22 protein-coding genes, 1 tRNA gene and 1 pseudogene are annotated in these 20991 nt (G+C 64.4%); 21 read left to right on the forward strand and 3 right to left on the reverse strand.

Annotation, left to right across the window (positions count from 1 at the left end; translation table 11 throughout):
* Window positions 1-59 precede the first annotated feature (59 nt).
* The 4 genes from AB4Y44_RS33035 (at window position 60) to AB4Y44_RS33050 (ending at window position 4081) form a co-directional block, all read left to right on the forward strand.
* The gene (locus tag AB4Y44_RS33035; protein ID WP_368701910.1) at window positions 60-920 is read left to right on the forward strand and encodes an outer membrane lipoprotein-sorting protein; all 861 of its coding nucleotides are present in this window, start codon (window positions 60-62) and stop codon (window positions 918-920) included.
* Window positions 921-950: 30 nt separating this feature from the next.
* Complete coding sequence (locus tag AB4Y44_RS33040) at window positions 951-1787, forward strand: hypothetical protein (protein WP_368701896.1); 837 nt, start codon at window positions 951-953, stop codon at window positions 1785-1787.
* Window positions 1788-1885: 98 nt separating this feature from the next.
* Window positions 1886-3502, forward strand: a complete 1617-nt coding sequence (locus AB4Y44_RS33045) for a c-type cytochrome (RefSeq protein ID WP_368701911.1) — start codon at window positions 1886-1888, stop codon at window positions 3500-3502.
* 69 nt (window positions 3503-3571) lie between these two features.
* Complete coding sequence (locus AB4Y44_RS33050; protein WP_368701897.1) at window positions 3572-4081, forward strand: DUF1269 domain-containing protein; 510 nt, start codon at window positions 3572-3574, stop codon at window positions 4079-4081.
* A 158-nt stretch (window positions 4082-4239) separates the two neighbouring features.
* Here the strand turns inward: AB4Y44_RS33050 and AB4Y44_RS33055 are convergent, their stop codons facing one another.
* A complete protein-coding gene (locus AB4Y44_RS33055) occupies window positions 4240-4818 on the reverse strand; it encodes a lytic transglycosylase domain-containing protein (protein WP_342924726.1) in 579 nt (192 codons plus the stop codon).
* A gap of 606 nt (window positions 4819-5424) precedes the next feature.
* On the opposite strand from AB4Y44_RS33055, the gene AB4Y44_RS33060 reads away from it, so the two are divergent.
* Window positions 5425-6204, forward strand: coding sequence for a response regulator transcription factor (locus AB4Y44_RS33060; protein WP_342924697.1), 780 nt, complete (start codon window positions 5425-5427; stop codon window positions 6202-6204).
* 17 nt (window positions 6205-6221) lie between these two features.
* Here AB4Y44_RS33060 and AB4Y44_RS33065 read toward each other — a convergent pair whose 3' ends face one another.
* The gene (locus AB4Y44_RS33065; RefSeq protein ID WP_368701898.1) at window positions 6222-7556 is read right to left on the reverse strand and encodes an ATP-binding protein; all 1335 of its coding nucleotides are present in this window, start codon (window positions 7554-7556) and stop codon (window positions 6222-6224) included.
* Window positions 7557-7639: 83 nt separating this feature from the next.
* Between AB4Y44_RS33065 and AB4Y44_RS33070 the strand changes: the two genes are divergently transcribed.
* The 14 genes and pseudogenes from AB4Y44_RS33070 to AB4Y44_RS33135 form a co-directional block, all read left to right on the forward strand.
* Entirely contained in the window at window positions 7640-8263 is a 624-nt protein-coding gene (locus AB4Y44_RS33070) for an SCO family protein (RefSeq protein WP_368692432.1), read from the forward strand.
* A 30-nt stretch (window positions 8264-8293) separates the two neighbouring features.
* A complete protein-coding gene (locus AB4Y44_RS33075; RefSeq protein WP_342924700.1) occupies window positions 8294-8962 on the forward strand; it encodes a response regulator transcription factor in 669 nt (222 codons plus the stop codon).
* Between the two features lie 187 nt (window positions 8963-9149).
* Entirely contained in the window at window positions 9150-9611 is a 462-nt protein-coding gene (gspG, locus tag AB4Y44_RS33080; protein ID WP_342924701.1) for a type II secretion system major pseudopilin GspG, read from the forward strand.
* Between the two features lie 55 nt (window positions 9612-9666).
* Complete coding sequence (locus tag AB4Y44_RS33085; RefSeq protein WP_368701899.1) at window positions 9667-10869, forward strand: type II secretion system F family protein; 1203 nt, start codon at window positions 9667-9669, stop codon at window positions 10867-10869.
* A gap of 18 nt (window positions 10870-10887) precedes the next feature.
* The gene (locus AB4Y44_RS33090; RefSeq protein WP_368701900.1) at window positions 10888-12612 is read left to right on the forward strand and encodes a GspE/PulE family protein; all 1725 of its coding nucleotides are present in this window, start codon (window positions 10888-10890) and stop codon (window positions 12610-12612) included.
* A complete protein-coding gene (locus tag AB4Y44_RS33095; RefSeq protein WP_368701901.1) occupies window positions 12593-13471 on the forward strand; it encodes a hypothetical protein in 879 nt (292 codons plus the stop codon). The genes AB4Y44_RS33090 and AB4Y44_RS33095 overlap by 20 nt, the downstream gene beginning before the upstream one ends.
* Window positions 13468-13998, forward strand: coding sequence for a hypothetical protein (locus tag AB4Y44_RS33100; RefSeq protein WP_342924705.1), 531 nt, complete (start codon window positions 13468-13470; stop codon window positions 13996-13998). Before AB4Y44_RS33095 ends, AB4Y44_RS33100 begins: the two co-directional genes overlap by 4 nt.
* Entirely contained in the window at window positions 13995-14561 is a 567-nt protein-coding gene (locus AB4Y44_RS33105; RefSeq protein WP_342924706.1) for a hypothetical protein, read from the forward strand. Before AB4Y44_RS33100 ends, AB4Y44_RS33105 begins: the two co-directional genes overlap by 4 nt.
* Window positions 14558-15157, forward strand: a complete 600-nt coding sequence (locus AB4Y44_RS33110; protein ID WP_368701902.1) for a hypothetical protein — start codon at window positions 14558-14560, stop codon at window positions 15155-15157. Before AB4Y44_RS33105 ends, AB4Y44_RS33110 begins: the two co-directional genes overlap by 4 nt.
* Window positions 15158-17413 (forward strand): secretin N-terminal domain-containing protein, encoded by a 2256-nt coding sequence (locus tag AB4Y44_RS33115; protein ID WP_368701903.1) that lies wholly within the window; start codon window positions 15158-15160, stop codon window positions 17411-17413.
* 3 nt (window positions 17414-17416) lie between these two features.
* Window positions 17417-17965: a type II secretion system protein gene (locus AB4Y44_RS33120; protein WP_342924709.1), complete on the forward strand. Its 549-nt coding sequence runs from the start codon at window positions 17417-17419 to the stop codon at window positions 17963-17965.
* 9 nt (window positions 17966-17974) lie between these two features.
* Window positions 17975-18364 carry a type II secretion system protein gene (locus tag AB4Y44_RS33125; RefSeq protein ID WP_342924710.1) on the forward strand — a complete coding sequence of 130 codons (390 nt, stop codon included), beginning with the start codon at window positions 17975-17977 and terminating at the stop codon, window positions 18362-18364.
* Window positions 18361-18999: a type II secretion system protein gene (locus AB4Y44_RS33130; protein ID WP_368701904.1), complete on the forward strand. Its 639-nt coding sequence runs from the start codon at window positions 18361-18363 to the stop codon at window positions 18997-18999. The genes AB4Y44_RS33125 and AB4Y44_RS33130 overlap by 4 nt, the downstream gene beginning before the upstream one ends.
* A 32-nt stretch (window positions 19000-19031) precedes the next feature.
* Window positions 19032-19385, forward strand: a pseudogene (locus AB4Y44_RS33135) (acetate--CoA ligase family protein); the annotation flags it as partial.
* A 22-nt stretch (window positions 19386-19407) separates the two neighbouring features.
* Here AB4Y44_RS33135 and AB4Y44_RS33140 read toward each other — a convergent pair.
* Window positions 19408-20052, reverse strand: a complete 645-nt coding sequence (locus tag AB4Y44_RS33140) for a diguanylate cyclase (RefSeq protein WP_342924712.1) — start codon at window positions 20050-20052, stop codon at window positions 19408-19410.
* 182 nt (window positions 20053-20234) lie between these two features.
* Here AB4Y44_RS33140 and AB4Y44_RS33145 point away from each other — a divergent pair, with 182 nt between their 5' ends.
* Together AB4Y44_RS33145 and AB4Y44_RS33150 are read left to right on the forward strand one after the other, a co-directional pair.
* A complete protein-coding gene (locus tag AB4Y44_RS33145) occupies window positions 20235-20804 on the forward strand; it encodes an Hsp20/alpha crystallin family protein (protein WP_368701905.1) in 570 nt (189 codons plus the stop codon).
* Window positions 20805-20849: 45 nt separating this feature from the next.
* A tRNA-Lys gene (locus AB4Y44_RS33150) sits at window positions 20850-20922 on the forward strand.
* Window positions 20923-20991 lie beyond the last annotated feature (69 nt).

Raw genomic sequence — 20991 nt, forward strand, 5'->3', positions numbered from 1 at the left:
GCTTTCTTTCGCTGGCGATCCGGACCGCGTCGGTGGTGACGCTCGTGGCAAGCGCTCCCATGGCGCTCGCGGGGTCTTCCGCGGCGAGCGCCCAGACCGCGGGCGCGGCGCACATGAGCGCCGCGCAGATCGTCGAGCGCAACGTCGCCGCGCGCGGCGGCCTGCAGGCGTGGCACGCAGTCAACACGATGACGATGTCGGGGCAGCTCGAGGCGGGCGGCACGAAGAACACCAAACTTCCCTTCGCGATGACGCTCAAGCGCCCGCGCAAGAGCCGCATCGAGGTCCGCTTCAACGACCAGACGGCATTCCAGGTCTACGACGGCGCGCAGGGCTGGAAGGTCAGGCCGTTCCTCGGCCGCAATGAAGTGGAGCCCTACACGCCCGCGGAGGCCAAGGCAGCCGCGTCGTGGGCCGAACTGGATGGGCCGCTCATGGACTATGCGGCAAAGGGCACGCACATCGACGTGCTCGGCATGGAGATGGTCGAGGGCCACCGCGCCTATGTGCTCAAGCTGTCGCTGAAAGACGGCACATCGCGCCGCGTATGGATCGATGCGGCCAGCTTTCTCGAACTGAAGATCGACGGCGATCCGCGCAAGCTCGACGGCAAGATGCACAACGTCGCCATCTTCTATCGCGACTACCGCAAGGAGGGCGGCCTCGTCATGCCGCATACGCTCGAGACGGTGGTCGTCGGCGCAAGAGGCACGCACAAGCTGATCATCGATAAGGTCGCGCTGAATCCGCAGGCAGATGACGCGCTCTTTGCCAAGCCGCAGCTCACGGTGTCGAAAGTCACGCACCCCACACCGGTCGTCAGCGCGAACCCGGGCCCGAGCCCGCGTCCGGCGACGAGTGCGAGCCCAGCTGCCAATGCCGGCGCGCATCCGGGCCCGCGCCAGAACTCGAGCCACTAGCCGCTGGGTGCCCCCATGAGGTTGACGGCCATGAAACCAGTCGCGGTATGGGTGCTCGCCGGCAGCGTTGCGGCGGTCGTGTTCGCGGGCGAGCAGATCCCCGCGCACGAACTGGGCGCCGATGAGATCGTCGAGAAGAACGTCGAGGCGAGAGGCGGCCTCGACGCGTGGCGCAGAGTCCAGACCATGATCTGGTCCGGTCACGTGGATAGCGCCAATGCGCCCGCGCCGGACCTGCCGTTCGTCCTCGCCATGAAACGCCCGAACAAGACACGCTTCGAGGTCACCGTGTACAACCAGAAGTCCGTGCGGGTATTCGACGGCAAACAAGGCTGGAAACTGGGCCCGAACGGCATGGGCAGCGCGACGCCGCGGCCGTACTCGATGGACGAGGCGACCTCCGCGCGCGACGAGCAGGTGATCGACGGGCTCCTGATCGACCATGAAGCGAAGGGCGTCACCGTCACGCTCGAGGGCAAGGATCAGGTGGGCGGGCGCGATGCGTATCGCCTTGCCGCGAAGCTGCCTTCCGGTGTGATCCGCCACGTGTGGATCGACGCTAAAACGTTTCTCGACGTGCAGGTCGACCACCAGGTGCGCACGCCGCGTGGGCAGACGGTCGTCGTGGACGTGAACTACAGCGACTTCAGGAGCGTCGAGGGGCTGCAGATACCGCTCGAGATCGAGAGCGGCGCAGCGGCGTCCGACAAAAAGGACAAGCTGACGATCGATAAGGTGTCGCTCAATCCGGCGCTGGACGACGGCATCTTCACGAGGCCCGCGCCGCCGCAGATGCACCACAAATCGGTTTCGATCGACGTCGATGCCTCGCCGGCACTGCCTGGCGCGGGACATCCGTCGCCCTGATCATGAAGCGCGCGGCAAGCGGGCCGGGAGGCCGCACACGGGCACCGTTGCGGGCGGTGCGATGGCTGGCTCCATGCGCGATGCTCGCCGCGCTGATCATGCCTGTGCACGAGGCGCGTTGCGCGCCTGCCGCCGAGCCGGTCGCGACGGCGATTGCCGGGCAGGCCATCTATCAGCAGGGCGTACTGGGTTCGGGCGCAGCGCTCGAGGCGATGCACGACGGGGGCGTGCACCTGCAAGGCGCAGCCGCGGCCTGTATGAACTGTCATCGCCGCAGTGGCCTGGGTTCGAGGGAAGGCAACAGCAGCATCCCGCCGATCAGCTGGCGCTACCTGGTCGAGCCGCGCGCACAAAACCCGGAAGACGGCGACTTGCCGTACGTTCCCGGGATGCGCGCCGAACGTGAACCGTACACGGAGGCGACGGTCGCGCGCGCCATTCGCGAAGGCATCGACTCCGAAGGCAAACCGCTCAGCAGCCTGATGCCGCAGTACGCGCTGAACGATGCCGATATGCAGGCGCTGATCGGCTATCTGAAGCAGCTCGATCGGCGCAGGCCGACGGGTGTCACGGATACCGTGCTGCACTTCGCGACGATCATCACCCCCGATGCGGACCCGGTGAAACGGGCGGGCATGCTCGATGTCCTCACGCATTACTTCGCCGACAAGAACGTCTTTCCGCTCGGCGCGGTGCCGCCGTTGCGTTCGTCGCGCAAGATGATGTTCATGGTGAATCGGCGCTGGGAACTGCACGTGTGGGAGCTCAAAGGTCCGCCGGACACCTGGCGCGGGCAACTCACGCAGTTTCTGGCCCGGCAGCCCGTGTTCGCGGTGTTGTCGGGTCTCGGTGGCAAGAACTGGGCGCCGATTCACGACTTCTGCGAAGAGGAGGCCGTGCCGTGCCTCTTTCCCAACGTCGAGGTGCCGGTCGAAAACGATCGCGACTTCTATTCCGTGTACTTCTCGAAGGGCGTGCTGCTCGAGTCGGAGCTGATCGCGGCGCGCATCGTCGATGAAGCCGGCGCGCCGCCGGCGCTGGGAACGAAAGAGGCGAAAGCGTCGACGCACGTCTGGCAGGTCTACCGCACGGGAGACAACGGCGAACGCGGCGCGCAGTCGCTCGCGACGGCACTGGCGGCTCACGGCATCGCGGTCTCGAACCACGCGCTCGCCCCCGGCGAAGGCGTTGCCGGTGTGCTGCGTGGCATACCGCGCTCGGACGTGCTCGTGCTGTGGCTGCGTCCGCCCGATATTGCGGCGCTCGCGCGAATCCCTCCAGCGACGCATACGGTGTTCATGTCGGGCCTCATGGGCGGGCTGGATAGCACCCCCCTTCCGGCGAGCTGGCGTGGCGTCACGCGCCTTGCGTATCCGTTCGATTTGCCGGAAGGGCGGCGCGTGCGCGTCGACTACGCGTTCGGCTGGTTCTCGATCAGACAGATACCGATGGTGGCGCCCCAGGTGCAGGCGGACACCTACCTTGCCTGCGGTCTGCTCGCCGAGACCCTGAGCCATATGGTCGATGCGTTCGTGAGGGACTATCTGGTGGAGCGGATTCAGGACATGCTCGAACGCCGCATCCTGACGGGCTACTATCCGCGCCTGACGCTGGCGCCGGGGCAGACGTTCGCATCCAAGGGCGGCTATATCGTCCGCTTTGCCGGGCCGGAACACATCAAGCTCGTCGCCGACGGAGACTGGATCGTGCCGTGAGATCGATGGCGTATTGCGGGAGCGTGTCGTGCATCTGCACACTTTCGACTGAGAGCGGGAATAGCTCAAATGCGACGCGTCTATTTTTTGCTGCCCACCGCACAGCGCGCGCGAGCGGTCGCCGGCGACCTGCTTTTGCATCAGGTCGAGTGGCGGCATATGCATGTCATCGCCAACGAGAATGTGTCGCTCGACGGCTTGCCGCAGGCATCGCTCGCGCAACGCAGCGATCTGCTTGCTTCGCTGGCTCGAGGCGCGGCAGTGGGCTGTGCGACTGGGCTGCTGGTGGCGCTGATTGCGCTTGTCTGTCCGCCCGAAGACGTCCGGATCGCCGGCGGCACGGTGGCGATCCTCGCACTTTCAGGCGCAGGTTTCGGCGCCGCGGTAGCGGCGATGATTGGCGTCGAGATGCGCAATACGCGCTTGAAGCGCTTCGAAGAAGCGATCCTCCGCGGCGAGCTTTTGATGATGATCGACGTCCCGAAGGAGCGCGTAGAGGAGATCGAGGACATGATCGAGCTTCACCATGCACAGGCGCACGGCGAGGGATCGGACAAGACCATTGCCTTGTTTCGGTGACGTGTGCCCGCACGCGGTAGACAACGGAGGGAGAGCGTAGGACGCAGCACGCCTGCAAGTGTTCGCGTTCTACGTCGCAGAGGGCGTCCGGCCGACTGAACTGGTCCCCAGTCGGTCGGTTCGCTATGCAGGCAGTCTGGTGACGCGCAAGCAGGCGATCAGCTGGCCGCGAGAAGCTGCTTGTAGCGCGCCAGCACGCGCGGCACGTACAGACGTGTTTCCGGCAGCGACGGCACGCGATAGCCGGCGCGAATCACCGCGTTCTCACCGGCGTTGTAAGCGGCCAGCGTGAGTTCTACATCGTCCTTGAACAGATCGAGCAGGAAGCGCAGATAGCGGGCGCCGGCCAGCACGTTGTCTCGTGGATTGAACATGTCGCCCTGCGAGAATCGCGCAGCGGTTTCCGGCATCAACTGCATCAGTCCCAGCGCACCTTTGTCCGAAACCGCCTTCGGGTTGTATCCCGACTCGATGTCGATCACCGCGCGAAGCAGTTCGGGTTGAACGCGAAAGGAGCGGCTCGCTTCATCGATCACGTCCGCGTACAACGGGGAGTCGGCGCCGCCCGGCGATTTGCGCGACCGGCGCCTCGCGCCTGGTTCGCCTGGCGGTTCGCCCGCGACGATCACCTTCAATCCGGGCTTGCCGCGCACGTTCGTCAGAACGATGGCGCCGTTGCTGTCGACCGTGCCGAAAATCTGTGCGCATGCCGTTGCCGGCAACACCGCACCGAGCATCGCGAATGCGGCAATGATCGCGTTTCCGAAGCTGGGTGACCGGTGGCAATGCATCGCTTTTTTCTCCTGCACCTGAATTGTGGTGGAAGAAAAAACGGCCCGGCAATGGGGCACCTCCCTACACTTTGTGACGCGAGAGAGCGGCCAAAAAGGCCATTGCAAAAACTTAACATTAGAAACAAATGGTAATAGACGGTAATCAACGCTAGCCACTCGGCCATCATGCGCAGCGCCTTACTTCTTCTCACTGGATGCAAAAAATATCGATTAGTTTTCACCCAATGATAAAAGCGAACGGATTTCCCGCTATCCCTTGCAATGGCTAATCTTCTGGAGATTCCAAAAGAGTTCGAATTTGAAACATTTTTCGGCGTTCGATGCGCTGCCGAAATGCCTCGAAAAGTGGAGATGCGCGCTGTTGCTCGCTCTGCGCGAAGTGGCGTGAACCTTGCGGGGGCAAGCGCAAACACAGTAACCCGAAAATAACATAAAGCTAACAGTTAGGAATTCGAATGTAAAGAGTGAAAGCTTTACGGAAGGGAAGAATTTCGTCAAATCGTTAATGCGGTTATGACGGCCGAGGGCACTGGCACTGGGAGACAAGACGTGAATACCATATGTCGCGTTGTAATCGCAGAGGATCATGATCTGCTGCGAAATGGTCTACGTTCGATGCTGTGTGCGCAAGCCGACTACGACGTCGTCGGCGAAGCACGGGATGGCAAGGAAGCCTGCCAGCAGGCAATGACGCTCGCTCCTCATCTGATCCTGATGGATCTGTCGATGCGGGGGATGAACGGCATCGACGCCAGCGCGACAATCAAACGGCGCTCGCCGGGCATCCGGATCATTGCGCTCACGGTGCATCAAAGCGAGGAGTACGTGCGGGAAGCGCTGCGTGCCGGCGTCGACGGCTACGTGCTGAAGGACGTCTCGTTCGAAGAGCTGCTGGTCGCGATGCACTCGGTCATGCAGGGCAAGAAGCATCTGAGTGCGGACGTCTACGGGTATATGGTCGACTCGTTCGTCAGCGGCCGCGAAGCGCCCGCACCGAAGCATGCCTGGGACGTGCTGACGGCGCGCGAGCGCAGCGTGCTGAAGCTGATCGCGGAAGGGCGCACTAACCGGCAGGTAGGACAATACTTGAACCTGAGTCCGAAGACGATCGAGAAGTATCGCGCGAGCATGATGCACAAGCTCCATATTGCCAACCTGACCGAACTGGTGCTCGTAGCGATGAGCATGGGCTTGCTGACCTCGCTCGCCGCCAAATGCGCCGAGCCGGACGTGAACGACGAGCATTTGCCGGAACGCGCCGGTCCGGCGCCGGGCTCGGGGCCCGGCGGCGAGGAGCCCGAATACCGGCTGGGCGAGACGGGAACCTGAGTGCGGCGAGGGCGGCGCTAGCGCGTCCAGGTCGCGCAGACGAGGGTCCCGGTTGCCGCGGAGGACTCGATCGAAAACGCGCCACCGTGCATCTCTACGCGATGCTGCATGCCGATGAGCCCCAATCCTGTTGTATACGCTTCGTCCGTGGCGAATGGATGGTTCTCGTAGCCAATGCCGTTGTCCCGAATCGTCAGCACCAGACGCGCCGCATCGCCGCGCAGGCTGAGGGAAATCTCGGTCGCCTCGGCATGCTTGACGGCGTTGTTCAGCGCCTCCTGAGCGACTCTGAACATGTCTGCTTTCAGATGTTCGGGCACGTCTTTATCGACGACATCGCAGTCGAACACGACCGACATCGCCTCCGTGCCGCGTTCGATGCGCCGGCACAGCGAACCCAATGCCGCGGGCAGCCCCAGTTTGTCGAGCATGAGCGGCCTCAGTTCGCCGCATATCTGCCGCACGTCGCCGATCGTTTCGCGGATCCTGAATACGGTTGAATCGAGCAGCTGCACCGCATCGTCGACCTGCCCGCGACGGATGCGCATCAGCGCGTCCTCGGTCATCAGCTTGACGAGGGTGAGCGCCTGGCCGAGGCCGTCGTGCAACTCCGAAGCGAGACGCTGGCGTTCTTTCTGCTGACCTATCATCAGATACATCTGGCATAACCGCTCGCTTGCGTCGAGCCGCTCGGTGGGGTTGCCAGACCCGGGTTCGATGATCAGCGGTTCTTCGAAAAGCGTCAGCAAGACGACCGAATTCCTCGCTTTCGTAGGGACCCATTGCTGATGCAGTGCAAGCCGTGTCGGGTGACCGGTCCTGCCGCTGAGCACGGCGCTGAAGGAATGGAATTCGCGAACTGCGCTGGCGGACAATTCGTGCGCCAACGCGGCACGAGCGTCGTCAGGCGCGAGGTCGACGAGGCCCTTGCCGACGAGTTCGGCGCTCGAATAGCCGAGCAGTGCGGCCGCGCTGCGGTTGGCCGACACGAAGGTCCCACCGGGCGTGAGAATCGCGAGCGCCGCGCCACGTGCGTCGGTGACGACGCCGGCGTCGGCTTGGCCGGCGCAGGCCGCACTACGAAGCTTGCGCATTGCGTCGATCAGATCGAGCAATCTTACCTGCGGTCCCCCTGGCTGAATCGCATCCATTGGAGCTCCCCGATGCGTCGACATAATCCGATCGTAAGAATACCGGGATTTTAGGCCGTGATCGATGCGAGCCGCAACGGGGAATGTGTGGGCTCGTAGTGTGGGGACACCCCCATTGCACGGTGCGGGTTTTCCATCAAGCGGGCATACCCTACCGTCGTTTGGGGTCCCTCCACCCATGACGCTCGTTGGCAAATTCATGACACTGGGCTCGCAAGGGAGTGAAAGCGCCGCGACCTGCGCATCGCGAGAAGCGACCTTTCTCCTCATTTCTGGAGACCGGTATGAACAGGACTGCAAAATTAAGGCTCGGGGTGCTGGCGGGCATCGCACTCGCGGCAACCGCGGCATGGAGCGCACCGGCCGACGACGCCGCTGCCGATCCTCACATGCATCATCACATGATGGCGGGCATGACGACGCGCACGACCGAGCAATACACGCTGCCCTCGGTCGACCTCGTGCGCGATGACGGCAAGACCGTTTCGCTCGTCGACGAGTTGAACGATGGCCGTCCGGTGATCGTGACCTTCATCTATACCACCTGCACGACGATCTGCCCGATGACCAGCCAGACGCTCGAGCAATTTCAGAACGATCTGGGCAGCGACCGGGACAAGGTCCATATCGTCTCGATCTCGATCGATCCGGAAGAGGACACACCTGCGCGTCTGAAGGCCTATGCCGCCAGGTTCGAAGCCGGCCCCGAGTGGCAGCACTATACCGGCACGGTCGAGGCGAGCATCGCGGCGCAGCGCGCGTTCAACGTCTATCGGGGCGACAAGATGAATCACACGCCGGTTGCCTTCCTGCGCGCGGCGCCGGGCAAGCCCTGGCTGCGTATCGACGGCTTTGCCACGCCGTCGGAGCTGCTCGCCGCCTATCACGATGTCGTCGCTTCCAACTAGGCCTGCAGCGTCCCGCAAGGAGCGACGAAATTGGAAAAAAGACATCGTGTGCTGATTGCCGAGGACCAGCATTTATTGCGCAGCGGCCTTTGCCGCATGGTTTCCGAACTGGACGACTGCTGCGTCGTCGGCGAGGCGAGCGGCGGGCTCGAAGCCCATCGCCTCGCGAGAGAGACGCTGCCCGACCTGATCCTGATGGATCTGACGATGCCCGGCGGCAGCGGCTTCGAAGCGATCACCGCGATCAAGCGCGAGTTTCAGCGCGTCCGGATCATCGTCCTTACCGTTCACTGGAGCGAAGACCATGTGCGGGAGGCGTTCGCCGCGGGCGCCGACGGCTACGTGGTCAAGGACGCGTCGTTCGATCAACTGGTGCGGGAAATGCGCTTCGTGATGCAGGGCAAGCCCGCGGCCGGCGCCAACCGGATCAGCGGCGGGGCGCACGGATCGCAGGAGGACTTCGCCCACAAGGCGCGGCTCTGGAACGCGTTGACGGGCCGCGAACGCACGGTGTTGCGGCTCGTGGTCGAAGGGCACACCAACCGTCAGGTCGGCGAGTGCCTGAGTCTCAGCCCCAAGACCATCGAAAAGCATCGCGCGAACCTGATGCGCAAGCTCGGCATCAGGAACCTGAACGGCCTCGTGCGCATTGCGATCGACATGGGCGTGCTGTCGTTGCCCGACGACGAGCATGTGTGAAATCCCTCCAGACGGGAGCATGCAACTGGAGGGTCTTTACCCATGTCTTTGGACGGCACTCCCTACTTCTTGCCCGTATCGACCTGAACAAGAATGCATTCAACGGCTTCAGCGGCGCTGAAGCGGTGAGTCGATACAGGGGGGAGCCGTGCATAGCGAATCGACCTCTATCCAACGCGGTGTGCGGATGCCCGAGTCAGAGGCGCCACGGCGTTGCGCCGGTTGTGCGGCACCGGCACGCACGTATGCGCGCCGCGGCTTCACGCTGCTCGAACTGCTCGTCGTGATGGTCATCATCGGCTTGCTGGCCGGTCTCGTTGCGCCCCGATATTTCGAACAGGTCGGCAAGTCGAACGTCAAGATCGCACGTGCGCAGATCGTGTCGCTCGGCCAGGCGCTCGATCAATACCGGCTCGACGTCGGTGCCTATCCCACGACCGAAGAAGGCCTGGAGGCGCTCGTGGAGAAGCCGCAGAACGCGACGCGCTGGAGCGGGCCGTATCTGCAGAAGGCGGTGCCCGTGGATCCGTGGGATCGACCGTATCAGTATCGTTCGCCCGGCGACCACGGCGACTACGACCTGTTTTCGCTCGGCAAGAACGGACGCGGTGACGGCACGGGCGAGAACGTCACGATCTCGTCGTGGTAGGGGCGCGCGGCGCGGTCGCCGCGCCGCCGGTGGGTTGTCTGCAAGGAGAGTCGACGTGAAGTACGTGCTGCGTGTCTTCGATACGAATGGCTCGGTCCAGACGCTTCGCATCGACAGCGAAACGCCCGCGGCGGCCACGGCACTCGCGCGTTCCCGCGGTCTGCGCGTCGTCTCGGTGCGCGCCGAGGGCGGTCGGCGCCGGCAACGTGCGAACCGGCTGGGGCTTCCCGGCGGCCGGTTCAACGTCGAACTCTTTGCGCGCGAGCTCGCCGCGCTGCTCGATGCGGGCGTGGGTGTCGTCGACGCGTTGCGCACGCTTGGCGGCAACGAGCGCCGCGAGGCGTCGGCGCAAGTGTATCGCGACCTCCTGCGCCAGCTCGAAGAGGGGCACTCGCTGTCCGCGGCGCTCGAGCACGCGAGTCATATCTTTCCGCTGGTGCTGGTTGCGTGCGTGAAGGCGAGCGAGCAGACCGGCGGCCTCGCCGACAGTCTCACGCGCTACTCGCGCAACAGCGCGACGCTCCACGAACTCCGTGCGCGCGTGGTGTCCGCGGCGATCTATCCGACCGTCCTGCTGTTCGTCGGCGCGGCGGTCGTCCTGTTCCTGCTCGGTTTCGTGGTGCCGCGCTTCGCGAGCCTGCTCGAACACAGCGGGCGCGAGCTGCCGCTGCTGTCGCGCATGCTGATGGCCTGGGGCGGGTTGGTGCACGCGCACGGGGCCGGGCTGTCCGTGAGCGTCGCGGTGCTGGCCGTGGCGACGGGCTTCGCATTGCGCCGTCCGTTCGTGCGCAACTGGATCGCCGACCGCATGCTGGCGCTGCCCGGTATCGGGCAACACTTTCGCGTTTTTCGCCAGTCGCAGTTCTATCGCACGACGGCCATGCTCGTCGACGGCGGCATTCCCGCCGTGAAGGCCTTCGACCTCGCGCAGGGCCTGGTCGGACGAGCGGACCAGACGGCGCTCGCGGGCGCACTGCACCAGGTGCGCAACGGCGCAAAGGTCTCGGACGCGTTTCAGGAGGCGGGGCTCGCCAACGCGATCGCGTACCGCCTGTTGACGGTCGCGGAGAAGACGGGCGGTCTCGGCCCCGTGCTCGACCGCATCGCGGCGTTCCAGGAGGCGCAGGTATCGCGCACGATCGATCTGATTTCGCGCTTGATCGAGCCCGCCATGATGATCTTCATCGGCGTGGTGATAGGCGGGATCGTCGTGCTGATGTACATGCCGATCTTCGAAATTGCCTCGAGCATTCAGTAAACCGAATTGGGGAAGCGCGTGGATACCCTCATTGCCCAGCCGGATGGCACACCAGCCGAAGCGCGCGCAGACCTGCGCGACGCACTGAGAGCGCTCGGCGAGCGGCATGGTTCCGGCATTCGCGCGCTCGAGGAGTTGATGGCGCAAACCTCGCTGAGCGCGGAAGAACTGCGCGTGCAGCTGGCCGCGCTGTTCCGCATGAAGTCGATCGCCATGCGCGAGCTGAATCGGCTCGAACCGGACTTCGAAGTGATTTCGTTCGTCGAAGCGACGACTCGCCTGTGCGTGTGCTTTCACGATCCCGATGCCAGTCACGCGCGGTTATTCGCGATCGCCGATCCGCTCGATGCGCGCACGCGCGGCTGGGTCGAGCACCGGATGCGCGCGCAGCCGGGCGTGCCGTATAGCTGGGCGCTCGCGAGCGCGGGAGACATCAACGCGTATCTGACCGTGCGCGAAAAGGACGTGCGCGCGATGGACTCCCTCGCGTTCGACGACCCGATCCAGAACACGGTCGATCCGGCCTCGCTGGCGTTGACGCTGCAGGGCATCAGCAGCGACGACAGTCCGGTGGTCAGACTGCTCAACTCGACGATCTACGACGCGCTCAAGATGATGGCGAGCGACATTCACCTCGAATGCCGCGCGAACGGGCTGATGATCAAGTGCCGCGTGGACGGCGTGCTCGCCGTGGTCGGCCGTGCCGAGGGCCGCGACGTCGCTGACCAGGTGCTCTCGCGCGTGAAGGTGATCTCCGAGCTCGACATCGCCGAGCGGCGCGTGCCGCAGGATGGCCGTTTCAAGGCGCAGTACGCGGGGCGTGAGATCGACTTCCGCGTGTCGATCATGCCGAACCAGTTCGGCGAGGACGCGGTGCTGCGGATTCTCGACCGCTATCAGCTTTCGCAGTCGGCGGGCGGCCTGACGCTCGAGGCACTCGGCTTTCAGGAGGCCGATACGCGCTTCATGCGCAAGCTCGCGTCGATGCCGTACGGCATGCTGCTCGTCACGGGTCCGACCGGCAGCGGCAAGACGACGACGCTCTACGCGATTCTCACGGAAATCAACAACGGTCTCGAGAAGATCGTGACGATCGAGGATCCGGTCGAATACCAGCTGGGCGAAATCCTGCAGATCCCGGTCAACGAGGCGAAAGGGCTCACGTTCGCCCGCGGACTGCGCTCGATTCTGCGGCACGACCCGGACAAGATCATGGTCGGGGAAATCCGCGATCCGGAAACGGCGCAGATTGCCGTGCAGGCCGCATTGACCGGGCACCAGGTGTTCACGACCGTGCACGCGAACAACGTGTTTGACGTGATCGGCCGTTTCACCAACATGGAGGTCGACCCGTACAGCTTCGTCTCGGCACTCAATGGCGTGGTGGCGCAGCGCCTGTTGCGGCAATGCTGCCCGGACTGCGTGACCGAAGACCGGGTGGATACCGAAACGCTCATCCGCTCGGGCATCGACCCGGACGCGGCGGGCAGCTACCTCTTTCGCCGCGGCGCCGGCTGCGGCGCATGCCGCGGCAGCGGCTATCGCGGACGGCGTGCGATCGCCGAGGCCCTGCGCATGAACGACGAGTTGCGGCAACTGCTGTCGGAGCGCGCGCCGCTCGGTCACATCAAGGCCGCGGCGATGCGCTACGGCATGCAGAAACTGCGCGTCGCCGCAATCGATCTGGTGAAGCGCGGCGAAACGACTCTCGAGGAGATCAATCGTGTCACGATGGTCGAATAGTCCGGTTGCGATCGGAGTCGGCACGCGCGAGATCGTCGTCGGCGTACGCGCGCCCGGACTCTGGCGCCCGCGCAAGCACCTGCCGCCTGCGGAGCCGGCCAGCTTCACGATCCCCGATGACCAGTACGGCACGGAGACGGGCTTGCTCGACGCGCTGCGCGCGGCGCTCGGCGCCGAAGCCGGCGATGCCGATGAACCGGCTCCCCGCGAGGCGAAGCCGGCGACGCGCAACGCACACGTCGTGCTGGACGACTTCTGGGGCATCCACGCGATATTGCGCGGCGACTTTCGCACGCTGCGAGCGCGCGAACTCGAAGAAGTCGCGCTGGCCCATTTCACCGACACCTACGGGATCGACGGCGCGACGCTGCTGGTGCGCTTCTGCGTGCAGCAGGGCGGCCGTGCGCTGTTTGCGAGCGCCATGTCCCGCGCGCTTCATGACGGCATTCATGAAGTCGGTGCGTCCGGACATCTGCGGATTGCGCGCCTGAAACTGGGTTTGCCCGAAATGCTCAATTGCATCGACGTGGCGGCGGGCGGCGACGCACTGCTGATGTTCGTCGCCGAGGAGTCGATGCAGGCCGTCATGATCGAGCGGCGCGGCTGGGCCGCCTACGATGCGCAGCGCCTGTTTCCCGGCGATGCGGCCAATGCGTCCCGGCTTGCCGAACTGGCCGAGCAGCTGTTCGAACGCTCGGCGACGCGAGCGGGCCTCAAGCGGGCGGACTGCACGATCTATCTGTTCGGCAACGACACGGACCCGGCGCCGTTCGAAGCGCGTTTTGCGGCAGCGATACGGCCGGCACAGCCGGCGACGGACAGCTCGCCCGCGCGCCGGCTGATGGAGTATGCGCAATGATCCAGGTCCTCGATATCGACTTCGGCAGGCGGCGCGCGCGCAGCGGGACGAGCGGCCTGATCCTGCTGTGCGTTGCCGTTGTGCTGCTGCTCGGATGCGGCGCGCGGCTCTGGCGTGCCTATGCCGAGAACGATCATGTGCAGGCGCAACTCGACGCCGTACGGCACCGGACGTTCGCGCAGCGACACGCGGTAACGCCGCCGCTCACACCGGCTGCCAGGCTGGCGGAAAAGCAGAGCCTGTCGATCCTGCGCGAACTGACCGTACCGTGGCAGGACCTCTTTTCGATCGTGGAAGATTATCCGGACCATGACGTCGCGCTGATCGGCATCGACCAGAACCCTGCGCAGAGCCAGATTCGTATCACCGCCGAGGCGAAGAATACCGATGCGATGATTGCGTACCTGAAGTATTTGCAGACGAGCGTGCTGCTGCGCGAAGCGGTACTCAACGATCATCTGGTCGAGAACAACGTGCCGGGCAAGCCGGTTCGTTTCCAGATCACCGCCGTCTGGAGGAAGTCATGAATGCGGATCCGTTGCGCGACAGGCTGCTGACACTGCGATTCGAGCTGCGGCGTCTGTTCGGCCTGGCCGGATTAATCGGCGTCCTGATGATTGGCGCCGCGGCCCTCATGTGTGTCGAGATTGCGAGCGTGGAAGCCGATACGAAAGAGATGCAGGCCCCGGCCCATGTCGTCGAGGCGGCAAAGACTCGCCATGCAGTCGGCAAGCACGATGCTCAAGTCGATGCCGTAGCGCTCGAGGCCCTGCCGGAACTGTTCCCGCACTTTTCGCAGAGTGCGGATGATATCGCGTCCATATTCGAGCAGGCGCGCGGCAGCAACCTGACACTCGGGTCTGCCGAGTACCAGGTGAGCACGGATGCGGGAGCGCGCTTCACGCGCTATCAGGTGATGCTGCCCGTCAAGGATCAGTACAGCGCGATCCGGCATTTCCTCGCGTTGGTGCTCAATAACGTGCCGAATGCAGCGCTGCGGGAAATTCATGTGGAACGTCCCGCGGTGGACGGCAATATTCTCGATGCGCGGGTGCGCTTCGAACTGATTTACCGGAGTGCCCAGCCATGAAACCCGCTCTGCCCATGCGTGTGCTGCTGGTGATTTGCGCAATCGCGGCCGCCGGGGCAGGGTATCGCGTGCTGGTCGCGGCACGCCAGATGCCGGCGCAGGTCGCCGCGCTCGACAGCCCGCATCGTACCGATACGCACGCGCGGCCGGATGCCAGGCGCCACACGCACGCGTCCGACGCGGCCGCGCACGCCGCGGGAGCGGCGACGGCGTCTGCGGCGCAGGCCTCGGCAACGTCGGCGGCCCATGCGAAGCTCGTCTCGTTGCGCGCGCCGCTTTCCCTCGAATCGGCCCACGATCCCTTCACGGCGTCTTCGTGGCTTCCGCCGCCGCCCGTCGAAGTGCCGGCCGCGCCGGTGCAGCCTCCGCCGCCCACCGCGCCTCCCGTGCCGTTCGCCTACGTGGGGCAGTTCGATGCCAGGGCGGCGAAGCCGCAAGTCTTTCTCAGCAACGGAGACCAGTTGCTGATCGTGTCGCCGGGCGACGTGATCGACAACCAGTACCGTGTCGAGTCGGTGTCGGAGTCGGACGTCGTGCTGACCTATTTGCCGCTGCACGAAAGACAGGTGGTCGCCATTCCACGAGAGGACAAGTAAATGAAAACCTCACGCACACGGGGTGCGGGCCGTGAAGGAGACAGCGGCCCGGCAACACGCCTCTCGCCAGTCATCCGGTTCCCTGTTCCGTGCCCGGACGCGATGCAGGCCGCGAGACGACGCGCGCTTGCCATCGCCGTGTCCGTGCTCGCCTTTAGCGGCTGCATGCACGTCCCGAACGTTCATGACGATCCGACCGATGCCCAGGCGAAAGTCGACTATCTGAACCAGCGCAACGCCCAGGTCAACACGCTGCTCGACCAGGCCGATCAGTACCGCAAGAACTATCAGTTCGACGAAGCGATCCGCAATCTCTTCCAGGCGTACGACATCGATCCGACCAACGAGCGCATCCGCAAGATCGGCTTGCAGATCGATCAGGACCGCAAGGATCTGGCCATCCTGCAGGAGGCCGAACGCATGATGAAGCGCGGCGCGTACGCGCAGGCGGCCGAGCGGGTGCACCGCGTACTGGTGCAGAACCCGACCAATACCCTCGCGCAGCAGATGCAGACGGAACTCAACGCCAAACTCAGTCAGCAGCGGGCGGATCGCGACGACAGGCTGGCGGCTTCGTCGATCATGCAGAAGCCCGTGACGCTGCAGTTTCGCGACGCGAACGTGCGCATGGTGTTCGAGGCGTTGTCGCGCACCACCGGATTGAACGTGATCTTCGACCGCGACGTCCGCGCCGATCTGAAGACGACAATCTTCGTGACGAACGCGTCGGTGCAGGACACGGTCGACATGATCCTCATGCAGAATCAGCTCGACAAGAAGCAACTCAACGCGAACACGTTGTTCATTTATCCCGCCACGCCCGCCAAGCAGCTCGAATATCAGGAGCTCAAGGTGCGCACGTTCCAGTTGTCGAACGTCGACGCCAAGCAGATCCAGCAGTTGCTCAAGAGCATTCTGAAGGTCAAGGAAGTCGTGATCGACGAGCGCGCGAATACCGTGACGGTTCGCGGCACACCCGACACGATCAAGGTGGCCGAGGAGATGATCGCCGCGCAGGATTTGCCGGATCCCGAGGTGATGATGGAAGTCGAGGTGCTGGAAGTGTCGCACGAGCGCCTCACCGATCTGGGTATCGACTGGCCCAACTCGTTCACGATGTCGACCCCGAGCACCGCGACGACATGGGGCCTGCTGCATCATTTGACGATCAATGAGCTGAATGTCAGCAGCCTCTCGGCCACGGCGAACTTCAAGCTCACCGATACCGACGCGAACCTGCTCGCGAGCCCGCGCATCAGGACGCGCAACAACGAGAAGGCGCGCATCATGATTGGCGATAAGGTGCCGGTGATTTCGAGTTCCAGCACGCCGAGCACGAGCGGCCCGTCTTATACGCAAATGATTCAGTACCTCGACGTCGGCATCAAGCTCGAGGTGCAGCCACGCGTCTATCGCGATGGCGACGTCGGCATCCAGCTGAATCTCGAAGTCAGCAACATCACGAATACGATTTCGAGCAGCAATTCGAACGGCCTGAATTCGCTCGCCTATCAGATCGGAACGCGCAGCGCCTCGACGAGTCTGCGCCTGCGCGATGGCGAAACCCAGATTCTCGGCGGCCTCATCTCGGACGAAGACCGCAGGAATGCCAACAAGGTGCCCGGTCTCGGGCAGTTGCCGGTGCTGGGGAGGCTGTTCTCCAACCACCAGGGCGACCACGTCAAGACGGAGATCGTGTTGCAGATCACACCGCACATCGTCCGGCCGCAGCTTGCCGCCGATGCGGATACGCAGGAATTGTGGTCGGGCACCGACGTCAATGTGCACGCCGATCAGCTGCGGCTGGACCCCGTCGTGGCGAACGCGGCAACGTCCGTGGCGCCTGCGGTGAAGCCGGTGCCGGGCATGGTCGGCGGCGGCACGGTTGGCGGCGCGTCGTCGCGAGGCGGCGCCGAGGCGTACCCCGCGCTGCCGTCGCCTTCGAACGGCGCGTTCGGACAGATGGCCCCGGCGCCGCGCACGACGCCACCGCCCGAACCGTACGGCGGACGCTTCTCGCGAACGCCCACGCCGCAAGCGGCTCCCGCGCCGCAGTCCGGCCAGGGCGCGGCGCCGGCACCAGCCGAACCAACGGCCGCGGAGCAGGCGGGCGGCGAAGCGGCGGCCGCCGCGGCACCGCCGCCCGCGCCACCGCCCGCAGCGCCTGCGCCCCCCGCACCGCCGCCGATGCTGACGATGCCGCCTGGCACGATGCCGAGCGATAACCCGCTTCGCCCGGTCGAGGGTGGGTACTGAGCCGTGGCTACCGGAACGAGCACGATACGCTTGCGCGCCGCACGCCATCTCGATCAGCGTGGATTTACGCTGATCGAGATGGTGATCACGCTCGCTCTCGTCGGTATTCTCGCGCTCGCAATCATGCCGTTTTCGGAGCTGCTGGTGCAGCGTCAGAAGGAGCTGCAGCTGAGCGACGCATTGCGCGAGATCCGTACCGCGCTCGACGCCTACAAGGAGGCGAGCGATACCGGTCTCATCGACAAGGATGCGGAAGCGTCCGGCTATCCGCCGACGTTGAGCGTGCTCGTGACGGGCGTGAAGAACGCGAGAGACCCGAAAGGCGGACTGCTGATGTTCCTGCGTCACGTGCCGCGCGATCCTTTCTTTAGCGGCGACCCGGACACGCTCGCCGAGGATACTTGGCGCGTGCGCTCTTATGGAGAGCCGCCGGATCCGGCAGCGGGCGGCGACCCGGGCATGAGCAGCGAACAGGCTGGCAAGGACGTGTTCGACGTGTCGTCGAAATCCGAACGCGTCGGCATTAACGGCATCCCGTACAAACAATGGTGACGGTGCATCATGAAACCCGCTCGCACGCACAAGGCCCGCGGCTTCACGCTGATCGAACTGGTCGTCGTGATGGCCATCATCGGCCTGCTTCTGACCATCGCGGTGCCGCGCTACATGCACAGCATCGAACGCGGCAAGGAGCAGGTCAGGCAGCAGAACGTCGCGGTGATGCGCAATGCGATCGATCAGTACTACGGAGACAATGGCCAGTATCCCGAGACGCTCGACGAACTGGTGGCGAAGCATTACTTGCGCGCCGTCCCGGTCGATCCGGTCAATGGCGACGACAAATGGGCGGTGATCGCTTCGCCGGACGAAAACAAGCCGGGCGTCTACGACGTGGCGCCGGCGAGCGCGCCTCAGGGAGCACCGCCGCGCGCGGATGGGAGCCCCAAATGAGCCGCGCGGCCGGCACGCCGCGCGTGGCCTCGCGCGCGAAAGCGCGGGCGCGGCGACGCTCGCGGCCGCGTGCCGCGCGTGCGTGCGGGCTCGTGCTGTTGACGCTCCTGATTGCGCTGATGCTGATGTCGATTGCCTTGGCGGGGGCGCTCGACGTGTGGTCACTGCAACGCCGCCGCGAGCAGGAAAAGCAACTGCTGTTCGCCGGCAACCAGTACCGGCTCGCGATCCTGCGGTACTACCGCGTCGGCCGGGCTTATCCCGCATCGGTCGATGAACTGCTCGACGACAGGCGGTTTCCCAAGCCCCTGCATCATCTGCGTTTTGCCTATCCGGATCCGGTCACGGGCAAGAACGACTGGGTGCCCATGCTGCAGGGCGATCGCTTCTATGGTGTCTTCAGCCCGTCAGAGGAGGCCACGATCAAGCGCGCGGGATTTCCGCGGCAATACGAGGATTTCGAGGGCGCGGAGACCTATGACGGGTGGAAATTCCTGTTTCTGGCCCCGGGGCTGCGAACCACACAGAGCAATGCTGGCGGCCTCGCCGCGCCCGGCAAATCGACCAGCTTTCCTGCGCTGTCTGGCTTCGATGGCGGCTTCCTGCCGGGGCAGCGGGTGCCCGGGTCACGGTAACCGCCCTTGTCAACCTGACTGACCTGCCTGTGCAGATTTTTCTGGTCCAGGAGATAGTGACGGGAGGCGTCGAACTGATTCTGGGCCTCCACCGCGAACCGCTCGGTACAGCCGTGCTTCCCGGCATGGGCGGGGTCACGGCCGAGCTGGTCAAGGACACCTCGATGCGCATGCCCGATTCCGAATGCGGTCTCTCGCACGAAGAGGCACTCGAGCTGATCCAGGAGCTGAAGACGTTTCCCCTGCTTAACGGATACCGCGGACGCCCGCGCGCGGACATCGATGCATTGGCGTCTGCGATCGTCGCATTCGCCTGGATGGCGACCGAGCTGGGTTCCCGGCGGATCGAGGCGGAGTTCAATGTATTAGTTCAAGAGGGAGTGTGAATCGCAAATGTAACAAAATATTTCAACGCGGCAAAAGGATACGGCGGACGGTCCCAAGGCGGTAGACCGTACGTCCGAGGGCGCGCTTGCGCGCGCTGCACGGCTGGGGCTCCACGGGGCAGGGCGGCGGCCGACTGCCGTCCGCATCCAGGGTGTCGTCGGTTTCGTCAAGCGCCCGCCACACGCCACTCTTCACCGGTCGGAAGAGCCACCGCACGTAGCCGCGTCGCGCGGCCAGTCGCATCAGGCCATCGCGGTCATTCGCACCGTCAATGAGTGCCTCGTCGGGCGGGATGTCGCTTCCGTAGTCGCCAAACGCCTGGCGGCAGGCGAGCGCTTCAGCAGCGCCGGCGCCGATCGTATTGCACCCGCGCCGCTCTATGCGCTCGACCTCCCACGCACCGAACTGCCAGGCCGCGTCGAGCAGCATGGCGTCGACGGCTTCGACGCTCTGCCACGGCGCCTCAATCTGGATGGCGGTGCAGGGGACTGGCCGCGCCGGTATCTCCACGCCGGGCAGCATGAGCGGCGTCGCGCGCCGGAAACCGTGCCAGTGAAGTATCGCGACGAGCGGCGTATTGACCTGCGCAGCGGCGCTGACGGTGACCGCGAAGAGGGGCAGGCGCACGCTTTCGGCCTGTTCCTGAAGTCTGTCGAAAAGGTCCATGAAGCCTCCCGTGGCATCTTGCAAGGGCCACTTGAAATTTCCGTTCCTTGAGCTATTTTATGCATCGCTCAGGTAGACGCGCCAAGACTTATGACTGCCCTTAACAGGCCGTGAAGTTGCCAGGCGCGTTTGGCGCAATCGATGCAATCCGGTTGTCCTTCCAGTACATCGTGGAGGATACGATGAGTCCTGATCCGAAAAGGTGGAATCACTTCAAGTTCCTTCGAGCAGCCTCCCGCAAGTCCGATGCACAAGGCCCGGAAACGCCGCCGGCGAGCGAAAGCGAACCATTGCGCGCGTCCTTGCCCGACATTGCGCGGCTGTTCACCCGCGAACCATGGCGCGCCGTGGAGGAGTTTTTTCTTGACCCGCTTACAGGTCGCGTCGCACTCGACCGGTGGTTTGGCGACTTCAGTTCATCGCGCTTCCAGCCGCGTATCGATGTCGTCGATGAAGGACCGGTGCTGCGTGTGACTGCCGAGCTCCCCGGAATGGAGCGCCAAGACGTGAAAGTGAGCGTGGAGGACGGCGCGATCGTGCTCCGAGGTGAGAAGAAGCAGGACGTACACAGTGAGGAGAACGGCTGCTACAGGCTGGAGCGTGCCCACGGGCGCTTCGTGCGCACGATTCCTATGCCGGAATACGCCGATCCAGGGCGCGCTCTGGCTAAGTTCGACAATGGTGTTCTCACGTTGACCATTCCGAAAATGGAACCGGCGCCGTCCGTCAGCCGGACGATCGATATCGGTTAGGACAAGCACGCGAAAGCGCTGTGACGGCAAGGATAAAAGTCGACCGGGTCGTTAGCTCAGCTGGTAGAGCAGCGGACTTTTAATCCGTTGGTCACTGGTTCGAATCCAGTACGGCCCATATCAAACCGGGGATGCGCGCCGCAGCGGCCACGGGACGCAGCGGCGTGCGCACGCGTTCGGGCACTGT

The sequence above is a fragment of the Paraburkholderia sp. BR10937 genome (assembly GCF_040965695.1).
In the GTDB taxonomy this organism is placed as follows: Bacteria; Pseudomonadota; Gammaproteobacteria; order Burkholderiales; family Burkholderiaceae; genus Paraburkholderia.

Bases quoted from the DNA above. Each gene is read 5' to 3' on its own strand.
- AB4Y44_RS33035 (WP_368701910.1), top strand. From the start codon at position 60: ATGGCGCTCGCGGGGTCTTCCGCGGCGAGCGCCCAGACCGCGGGCGCG.
- AB4Y44_RS33040 (WP_368701896.1), top strand. From the start codon at position 951: ATGAAACCAGTCGCGGTATGGGTGCTCGCCGGCAGCGTTGCGGCGGTC.
- AB4Y44_RS33045 (WP_368701911.1), top strand. From the start codon at position 1,886: ATGCCTGTGCACGAGGCGCGTTGCGCGCCTGCCGCCGAGCCGGTCGCG.
- AB4Y44_RS33050 (WP_368701897.1), top strand. From the start codon at position 3,572: ATGCGACGCGTCTATTTTTTGCTGCCCACCGCACAGCGCGCGCGAGCG.
- AB4Y44_RS33055 (WP_342924726.1), bottom strand. From the start codon at position 4,818: ATGCTCGGTGCGGTGTTGCCGGCAACGGCATGCGCACAGATTTTCGGC.
- AB4Y44_RS33065 (WP_368701898.1), bottom strand. From the start codon at position 7,556: ATGAATTTGCCAACGAGCGTCATGGGTGGAGGGACCCCAAACGACGGT.
- AB4Y44_RS33070 (WP_368692432.1), top strand. From the start codon at position 7,640: ATGAACAGGACTGCAAAATTAAGGCTCGGGGTGCTGGCGGGCATCGCA.
- gspG (WP_342924701.1), top strand. From the start codon at position 9,150: ATGCCCGAGTCAGAGGCGCCACGGCGTTGCGCCGGTTGTGCGGCACCG.
- AB4Y44_RS33100 (WP_342924705.1), top strand. From the start codon at position 13,468: ATGATCCAGGTCCTCGATATCGACTTCGGCAGGCGGCGCGCGCGCAGC.
- AB4Y44_RS33105 (WP_342924706.1), top strand. From the start codon at position 13,995: ATGAATGCGGATCCGTTGCGCGACAGGCTGCTGACACTGCGATTCGAG.
- AB4Y44_RS33110 (WP_368701902.1), top strand. From the start codon at position 14,558: ATGAAACCCGCTCTGCCCATGCGTGTGCTGCTGGTGATTTGCGCAATC.
- AB4Y44_RS33115 (WP_368701903.1), top strand. From the start codon at position 15,158: ATGAAAACCTCACGCACACGGGGTGCGGGCCGTGAAGGAGACAGCGGC.
- AB4Y44_RS33125 (WP_342924710.1), top strand. From the start codon at position 17,975: ATGAAACCCGCTCGCACGCACAAGGCCCGCGGCTTCACGCTGATCGAA.
- AB4Y44_RS33130 (WP_368701904.1), top strand. From the start codon at position 18,361: ATGAGCCGCGCGGCCGGCACGCCGCGCGTGGCCTCGCGCGCGAAAGCG.
- AB4Y44_RS33140 (WP_342924712.1), bottom strand. From the start codon at position 20,052: ATGGACCTTTTCGACAGACTTCAGGAACAGGCCGAAAGCGTGCGCCTG.
- AB4Y44_RS33145 (WP_368701905.1), top strand. From the start codon at position 20,235: ATGAGTCCTGATCCGAAAAGGTGGAATCACTTCAAGTTCCTTCGAGCA.